The organism is Longimicrobiaceae bacterium, from assembly GCA_035696245.1.
Taxonomy (GTDB): Bacteria; Gemmatimonadota; Gemmatimonadetes; order Longimicrobiales; family Longimicrobiaceae; genus DASRQW01.
Genome location: DASRQW010000227.1, coordinates 1 through 7,322 on the forward strand (window position 1 = coordinate 1; position 7,322 = coordinate 7,322).

The following is a 7,322-nucleotide window of genomic DNA, read 5'->3' on the forward strand; positions in this document are numbered from 1 at the left end:
CGAGAGCGGCACCTCGGCCGGCGCGCCGGCGAGCGTTGGATGAGAAGGGGCAGGCCCGCCGAGGCCCGCCCCTTCCGCACATCTACCGGCCACCCATCGAAGTTCGCCGTCTCGAAACCGAGCCCTGCGGACTGCTTGCACGCGGAAGGGCGCGATTCATCGTACTCGAATCTCCCCGCCGCGATGAAACCGCAGCCTTCGCGTATGAAAGACGCCCCCGCATCCGGATGGACGCGGGGGCGTTCTGTTGGCCGTCAGCGCTGGCCGCCGGATATCACCAGAAGGCGGCGATGAGGAGGTTGGTGCACTTGAGGGTGTTCGTCTCGCAGACGGTGTAGACGTAGATGTACGGCGTGTTCACGGCGCCGATGTGGTCGCTGAGCGAGCCGGTGTTCGCCGCTCCCGTGCGGATGCGCACCAGGTTGCGCCACACGTCCACCGTGCCCGCGCTGCCGCGCGTCCACGTGAGCGCCACGGTGGCGTTGCGCGCACCGCCGGAGATGGTGCCCGTCAGGTTCGACAGCGGCACGGACGGCGTCGTCGCGCTGGCCACGGCCGAGTACGCCGACGAGCCTCCCGCGTTGAACGCCCGCACCCTGTACCAGTACCGGACGCCCGCCGCCACCGCCGCGTCGGAGTACGCCACGACGTTCGCGGCCGTGGAGCCGACCTGCACGAAGATGCCGGGGATGCCCGCCACGTCCGGCGCGCGCTCCACGCGGAAGCCGCCCTCGTTGCCCGCGTTGTCCTTCCACGCCAGGTCCACGCGCCCGGCGGCGGCGACCGCGGTGAGGGTGGACGGCGCCGCGGGGATGGGCGGCGGAGGCGGAGCGGGCGTGACCGCGCTCACCACGTTCGAGTACGACGAGGTGCCGTCGGCGTTGAACGCCTGCACGCGATACCAGTAGCGCGACGACGGAGCCACGCCGCCATCGGTGAACTGCGTCGCGTTGGCCGGATCGGTGCCCACGGCCGCGAAGGTTCCGGGTGCGCCGCCCGCGTCCGGCGCGCGCTCGACCGTGAAGCCGGTTTCGTTCGTCGATGCGTCGGTCCACGACAGGTTGACGAGCGTGGCCGCCGCTGCCGTGGCGGAGAGCGAAGCCGGCGCGGCGGGGAAGGGCAGCGGGAGCGTGTCGGCGCGGAAGTAGGTGCGGGCCAGCCACGTCTGGTACGTGGTGAAATTGATCACGCTGCCGCCGCCCGCCGCGTTCATGTAGCTGTCGTACGCGGCGAACTCCTTCGTCTTCACCGCGATGGCGGCGAGAGAGAGGTTGGCCGGGCGGTTCTGCGTGTCGTAGCCCACGAACCAGTAGCGGTTGAAGCTGCGCGTGCTGGTGGCCGCCAGCACCACCTCGCCGGTGAAGACGTGGTCGCCGTGGTCGCCCGGCGTGAGGCCCCAGTCGTACTCCGGCGCGTTGACGTGCACGTACGGCGCGCGCTGGCCGCCCGCCTCGCCGTCGATGGCGGCCTGCACCGTCGCGATCAGGTCCGCCCACGTCGGGTAGACGGTGGAGGTGTCGACCGTGGTGAGCGCGTTGCCCTGGTCGCGCAGGCCGCGCATGCTGCCGTACCCGAAGCCGAACGCGTCGCCGCTGTTGCCGTCGGGCAGGCGCATGTCGTAGACGACCACCTTGCCCTTGGTGCAGCGCTGCACGGGGTGGCCGTTCACCGGCTGCTGCGCGCACGTCCACGGCCCGGCGCCGATCATCGTGTCTATCGATGCCTTGCTGGCCCGCTCGCGCACCGGCCAGTACGTGGGCCCGAACCCGGCGTCGCCCGCGGTGGTGTAGATGAAGACCACCTTGTCGGCCGACGAGAGGCTGGCCGCGGCGTGGTCGCCCATGAAGAGCTGCCAGTCGTCCTGGTGCGGCGACACGTAGAAGTGCGTGTTCCCGGGGGTGGACGCCACGGCCGCGCGCGCCGTCTCCGTCGGTGCCCGGGTGGAGGGCGCGAGCGGCATGTCGCGCGAGCAGGCCGCGGCCAGCGCCGCCACGCCCAGCAACCAGCCCGCCCGCCGCCACCTGCGCGCGAGGGCCGGGGCGGTCCCGCCTAGAACGATCGGTCGGCGCATCTTCTCATCTCCGTGCGAGAGTTGGCCTGCGGGAACTTCAACGTTGCGGCGTCTTGCCGCCGTGCGGGCTGCCGGATCCGCCATCTGCCGGCCGTCTTTTGCGTGGATTTCACGTCGGCGCGACGGGCGAGGTGCGGCGCCGGATAGCTTCGTGTGGATCGGGATGCCGGAGATGCGCGGCGGCTCGGCATCTACCGAAAAACCGTCGACGTTCGAGGTGGATGCGCGTGGTCCCGATGCGCATCTCCCGATACGCTGCGGCGCGTGAGGGCGCTCTGGTGCGCTGGTCGGGACGAGCGGCGGTCGCGGGCTGCGCATCTGCCGATTCCGTCGTGCCTTGCGCTGCGCGACTGCCGGGGCTCAGCTGCGGCCGGCGAGCTTGCGGGGGCGGCCGGCGGGGCGGAAGGCGGAGCGCGGCGGCGTGCGCAGGTGCGACGAGACGGCGGCGTACAGGGCCCCGGCGCTGCGCTGCATGGTGAAGCGGCGCCGCACGTCGGCGCGGGCGCGCGATGCCATCTCGCCCGCGGCGGCGGGGTCGTCGAGCAGCCACGCGATCGCGTCGGCGAGCGAGGCGGCGTCGCCGGGCTCCACGAGCAGGCCGGTGAGGCCGTCGCCCACCAGCTCGGGGATGCCGCCCGTGCGCGTGGCGACGAGGGGGACGCCCGCGGCCATCGCCTCCACCACGGCGAGCCCGAACGCCTCTGCCCAGAGGGACGGGATCACCGCGACGGTCGCGTCCGCGAGGAGGGCGGGGACGTCGCCGCGCTGGCCGAGGAAGCGGAACGACGAGACGCCGCGGCGCTCGGCCAGCGCGCGCAGCTCCTCCAGGTACGGACCGTCGCCGCAGAACGCGAAGGTGACGGCGCGCGTGCCCCGTTCGCGAAGCAGGGCGGCGGCCTCCACCAGCATCTGCACGCCCTTGTACGGCTGCGCGCGGCCGGAGCAGAACACGACCGGGCTGCCGCGGGGGACGCCCAGCGCCTGCTGCAGCCGTCCCGCGGGCGGCAGGGCGAAGCGCGCCAGGTCGATGCCGTTGTACACGAGCAGCGCGCGGTGGGAGGGCACGCCGTTGACCTCCACCAGCCGCCGCCGCACGAAGTCCGACACGGCGAAGCAGCAGTCGGCCGACAGCCACGGCAGCGCGTGCAGGACGCGTTTGGCGAAGTGCGCCAGGGCCCCGCGCCGCGCCCGCTCGCCGGACGTCCGGTCGTGCACGAGCAGGCGGCGCACGCCGGACAGCCGGTAGAGCGGGTAACGCCACGACCAGGTGGGACGGTCGGTGAGGTAGAGCGCGTCCACGCGCAGGCGGCGGATGAGGGCGCGGAACGCCTTCAGGCCGGGGCGCGTGTGCACCGTCTCGTAGTCGAACTCCGCGAAGCTGAACGGGGCGCCGCGCATCCGGTCCGGCACGCCGCCGCCCAGCGATGCGTAGCAGATGGTCACGCGGTGCCCGTCGGCCACCAGCCGCTCGCCGGCCCCGCGGAAGACCCGCTCGATGGTCTCCCACGCGTAGCCGGTGTCGCTGGCAAAGTTAGCGACGAAGAGCAGGTGCATTTCCGCCCCTGGACGATGGGATGCCCGCGCTCTGGAGCCCGACCGTGTCGATCGTGGCACCCGCCGCATCTGCCGCATCGGCCGTGGCCGCATCGATCGAGGCGTTCGAATCGGGGGATGCGATCGAATTCGTCGACGGACTCGGCGCATCTACCGACGTTGCACGATGATGCACATCCGCCGAATCGCTCGATGTCGTCCCATCTGCCGAAGCAACTGGGAGATGCGCATCTGCCGATTCGATCCGGTCCGCTGCGGTTGCTTGGGATGGGATCGGGAGGAGGTCGGAAGGGCGGGGGACGCTGATGGAGCGGACGAGGTGCGTGAGGGCGTGGCGCGCGACGGGGCCGCCCAGCGGCGTGGTGCTGAGGCGGCAGAGCGCGCGGGAGATGGCGGCCTCCACGCGCCACGGCAGCAGCGCGCGCCCCATCACCCGCAGCTCGCCGAAGCCGGCGCCGCCGCGCGCCACGGGGTGGAAGCCGGCGCCCGCCAGCAGCGCGTCGATCTCGTGCGGGGCGTGCTTCACGAAGTTGCGCGAGTACCAGCCGCGCTCCTCCTGCGGGCCGGCTGCGCGGCCGGACAGGCGGCGCGCGAGCCGGGCGGCGGCGCGGAACGGGGCCTCGATGCCGCGGCTCACGGCCTGGAGCAGCACGCGGCGCTCCGGCATCCCCACGTCGCACACGAGTTGGCCCCAGGGGCGGAGCACGCGGCGCGACTCGGCCATCATCGCCGCCCGGTCGGGCACGAAGCCGACGACGCCCAGCGCCATCGCTGCGTCGAAGGTGCCGGCGCGGAAGGGCAGGTGCTGCGCGTCGGCGACGATCACGGCGGCGGGCGCGGCGGGTGCCTCGGCGAGCAGGCGGTCGCGGGTGGCGCGGGCCATGGGATACGAGAAGTCCATCGCGACCACGCGGTCGCCCGCGCGGATGGCGCCGAGCGCCTGGTGGCCGGCGCCGCATCCCACGTCCAGCACGCGCTTTCCGCCGCCCATCTCCCGCAGCCACCTGAGCGCGACGGTGCCGCGGCCCACATAGGTGGGGTCGGTGTAGCGGTCGCGGTCCCACTCGGCGACGCGGCCGTCGAAGAAGGCGCGGACGGCCTGGGCGGGGGCGCTCACGCGGCCCTCCACGCGCCGGGCGAGACCGGAGTTCCGGCCACGCGCTCCAGCGCGTCGAAGAGCACGGCGGCCTGCGCGCGCCGCCCGAAACGGCCGTCGGCGTTGATGGGGCGGGGCGTCTCGCCCGCGGCGAACTGGCGCCAGCGGGCGAGCAGCGCGGCGTGGATCGCGTCCACGTCGGCCGGGTCCACCACGTCGGCGGCGGTGCCGCGGAGGAGCTGCGCGGTGGAGCTGGAGTCGCGCGCCAGGGCCAGTACCCACGCGGGCATCTGCATGTATTCGAAGAGCTTGGAGGGGATGGCGAGGTCCACGTCCTGCGGCAGGGAGACGAGGACGGACGCGCGGCCCAGCAGCCACAGCGCCTGCGCTCGCGGAAGCCGGGGGTGGACGGTGAGGAAGGCCGCGGCGCACTCGCGGCGGGCCAGCTCGGCCACCGGTACGCCACCGAACGCGTCCACGTGGCCCACCAGCTCGATGCCCAGCCGGTCCGGCCCCAGCCCCGCGCCCGCGGCAAGACGGGCGACGGCGGCGAAGAGCGGGCGCGGGTCGCGGTCGATGTAGATGTTGCCCGCGTACGCGATCACGAACCGCCCATCCCTCTCGGCCAGCGGCAGCGGCTCGTCGTCGCAGCCGTTCATCACCGCGACCATCCGATCGGCGGACCGGGGATGCGCGGCGGCCATGGCGTCGCGCAGCGCGGGCGTGTTCGCGACGACGAGCGATGCGGCGCGGACCGCCCGCGCCTCGTACCGCTCCGCCAGGGCGTACCACAGCGGCGACGCCATCCCGGCAGGGACGGCGGGGACGATGCTCCACGCGTCGCGCAGGTCCATCACGAACGGGATTCCCGCGCGCGCCGCGGCCTCCGCGCCCGCCAGGTGCACCATGTGCGGCGGCCCGCAGGTGACGAGCGCCCGGTGCGTTCCTGCCTCCGCGATGAACGACGCCGCTCTGCCCGCCGCCCGCGCCCACGCCGCATCGCGCGCGAAGTAGCGCCACGCACGCCACGCCCGCACCGCAGCCCGCGGCCCCATCCCCCGCCGCAAATCCGCACGATAGATGAGGTCCGAGACGACCTCGCCCGCCGTCGACGCATCCCGCCGCCGTGCATCTCGCGAATCCGCCGCCGACCGCATCCCCCGAAGCGAACGGGATATGGCGGTGCGCGCGTGGCGTAGCGCGGCGACGGGGGACGAGCCCGCGCGGACGCCGAAGACGCGCGTGCCGGCGGGAAGCTCGGCGAAGCGTGCGGGGTCGGTGGACGTGAGGTCGTCCGGGTGCGCGGTGACTGCGTCCACGCCCCAGCCGCGCTCGGCGGCGAGGGCGGCGAGCTTCTGCCAGCGGAGCGCGCCGGTGCCCTGGCCGGGCGGGAAGTGGTGGCTCAGCAGCAGCAGCCGGCGGCCGGCCGGGGCGGCGTACGGGCCGTGGAGAAGCTGGGGATGCGGCATTCGGGCGTGGGTGGAAGGGCTGGCTTTCGCATCGGGAGATGCGGGGCGGACGGACTTCCGCGGGGCGGCGGGAGCGTGCCGCGGAGGCGGCGGGTGGGGACTGCGTCTTGCCCGTTCCCCACCTCAACGCACGGCCCGCTCCGCACCGCCGCGGCCCTGCGCACCCCGTGGAATCCAGCCCCCGCGCCGTTTCCCTCCGCCTCGCCCACCGGCCTCCATGACGACTTCCGGCATCGACTATCGCGTCCGCGCAACAGCGGGCACCCTCGTGCGCCTGGGCTGCGGCGCGGCCGTGCTCGCCTTCGTGCTCTCGCGCGTGGACGTGCGCTCGGTCACGGTGCACGCGGACGGGCGCGCGGCGGCTGGGCTGGCGGCGACCGTGGCGCTCGTCGCTCTCGCGCAGTGCCTCAGCGCGTTCCGCTGGCGCCTAGTGCTGGGCGACGCGGGCGCGCCGTTCGGCTACCTGCTGCGCCTCTACCTCGTGGGCCTCTTCTTCAGCCTCTTCCTCCCGTCGTCCGTGGGGGGCGATGGGGTGCGCGCCGTCGCGGTGTCGCGCAGCTCGCGGCGGCCGGCGTGGGCAGTGTCGAGCGTGGTCTTCGAGCGCTTCCTGGGCGTGATCGCGCTCTTCGCGCTGCTCGCCATCGGCGCCGCCGCATCGCCCGAGGCCGTGCGCGGGCTGAGCGGACGCGTGGCGCTGCCCCATCCCTCGACGCTGATGCTGGTGGGCGGAGGCTTGGGGATGCTGGTGCTGGGGATGATCGGCTGGCGGCTGGCCGCGCGGAGCGAGCGGGTGCGCGCGGGGACGGCGGATGCGGCCGCACTGTGGGCGGGCCTGTGGACGCGGCCGCGCACGACGGCGGCGGCGCTGGGCGTCTCGGTGCTGGTGCAGGGGACGTACGTGGCGGCGTGGTGGCAGCTCGCGGCGGCGCTGGGGCTGCGCGCGCCGGCCGGCGCCTTCCTCGTCTTCGTGCCGCTGGTGAGCATCGCGGCGATGATCCCGCTCACGATCTCCGGCATCGGGCTGCGCGAGGGCGCGTGGGCGCTGCTGCTGGCTCCGTACGGCGTGCCCGCGGCGGATGCGGTCGCCTACAGCCTCTTCTACTTCCTCGCGTTCGTACTGGTGGGCGCCGCG

General features: G+C 74.1%; 5 protein-coding genes. 1 reads left to right on the forward strand and 4 read right to left on the reverse strand.

Translation table 11 applies throughout. The features are described 5' to 3' along the window. Positions 1-274: 274 nt before the first annotated feature. The 4 genes from VFE05_10750 to VFE05_10765 form a co-directional block, all read right to left on the reverse strand. A complete protein-coding gene (locus VFE05_10750) occupies positions 275-2,071 on the reverse strand; it encodes a fibronectin type III domain-containing protein (GenBank protein ID HET6230536.1) in 1,797 nt (598 codons plus the stop codon). 360 nt (positions 2,072-2,431) lie between these two features. After that, positions 2,432-3,625 (reverse strand): glycosyltransferase family 4 protein, encoded by a 1,194-nt coding sequence (locus tag VFE05_10755; protein ID HET6230537.1) that lies wholly within the window; start codon positions 3,623-3,625, stop codon positions 2,432-2,434. Beyond that, positions 3,603-4,742, reverse strand: a complete 1,140-nt coding sequence (locus VFE05_10760; protein ID HET6230538.1) for a methyltransferase domain-containing protein — start codon at positions 4,740-4,742, stop codon at positions 3,603-3,605. The genes VFE05_10755 and VFE05_10760 overlap by 23 nt, the downstream gene beginning before the upstream one ends. Continuing rightward, entirely contained in the window at positions 4,739-6,190 is a 1,452-nt protein-coding gene (locus VFE05_10765) for a hypothetical protein (protein HET6230539.1), read from the reverse strand. Before VFE05_10765 ends, VFE05_10760 begins: the two co-directional genes overlap by 4 nt. Positions 6,191-6,407: 217 nt before the next feature. Between VFE05_10765 and VFE05_10770 the strand changes: the two genes are divergently transcribed. After that, a partial coding sequence (locus VFE05_10770) for a lysylphosphatidylglycerol synthase transmembrane domain-containing protein (GenBank protein HET6230540.1) occupies positions 6,408-7,322 on the forward strand: 915 nt, incomplete at its 3' end.

Excerpts from the sequence above, each read along its gene's own strand:
- VFE05_10750 (HET6230536.1), bottom strand. The coding sequence starts at position 2,071 with ATGCGCCGACCGATCGTTCTAGGCGGGACCGCCCCGGCCCTCGCGCGC.
- VFE05_10755 (HET6230537.1), bottom strand. The coding sequence starts at position 3,625 with ATGCACCTGCTCTTCGTCGCTAACTTTGCCAGCGACACCGGCTACGCG.
- VFE05_10765 (HET6230539.1), bottom strand. The coding sequence starts at position 6,190 with ATGCCGCATCCCCAGCTTCTCCACGGCCCGTACGCCGCCCCGGCCGGC.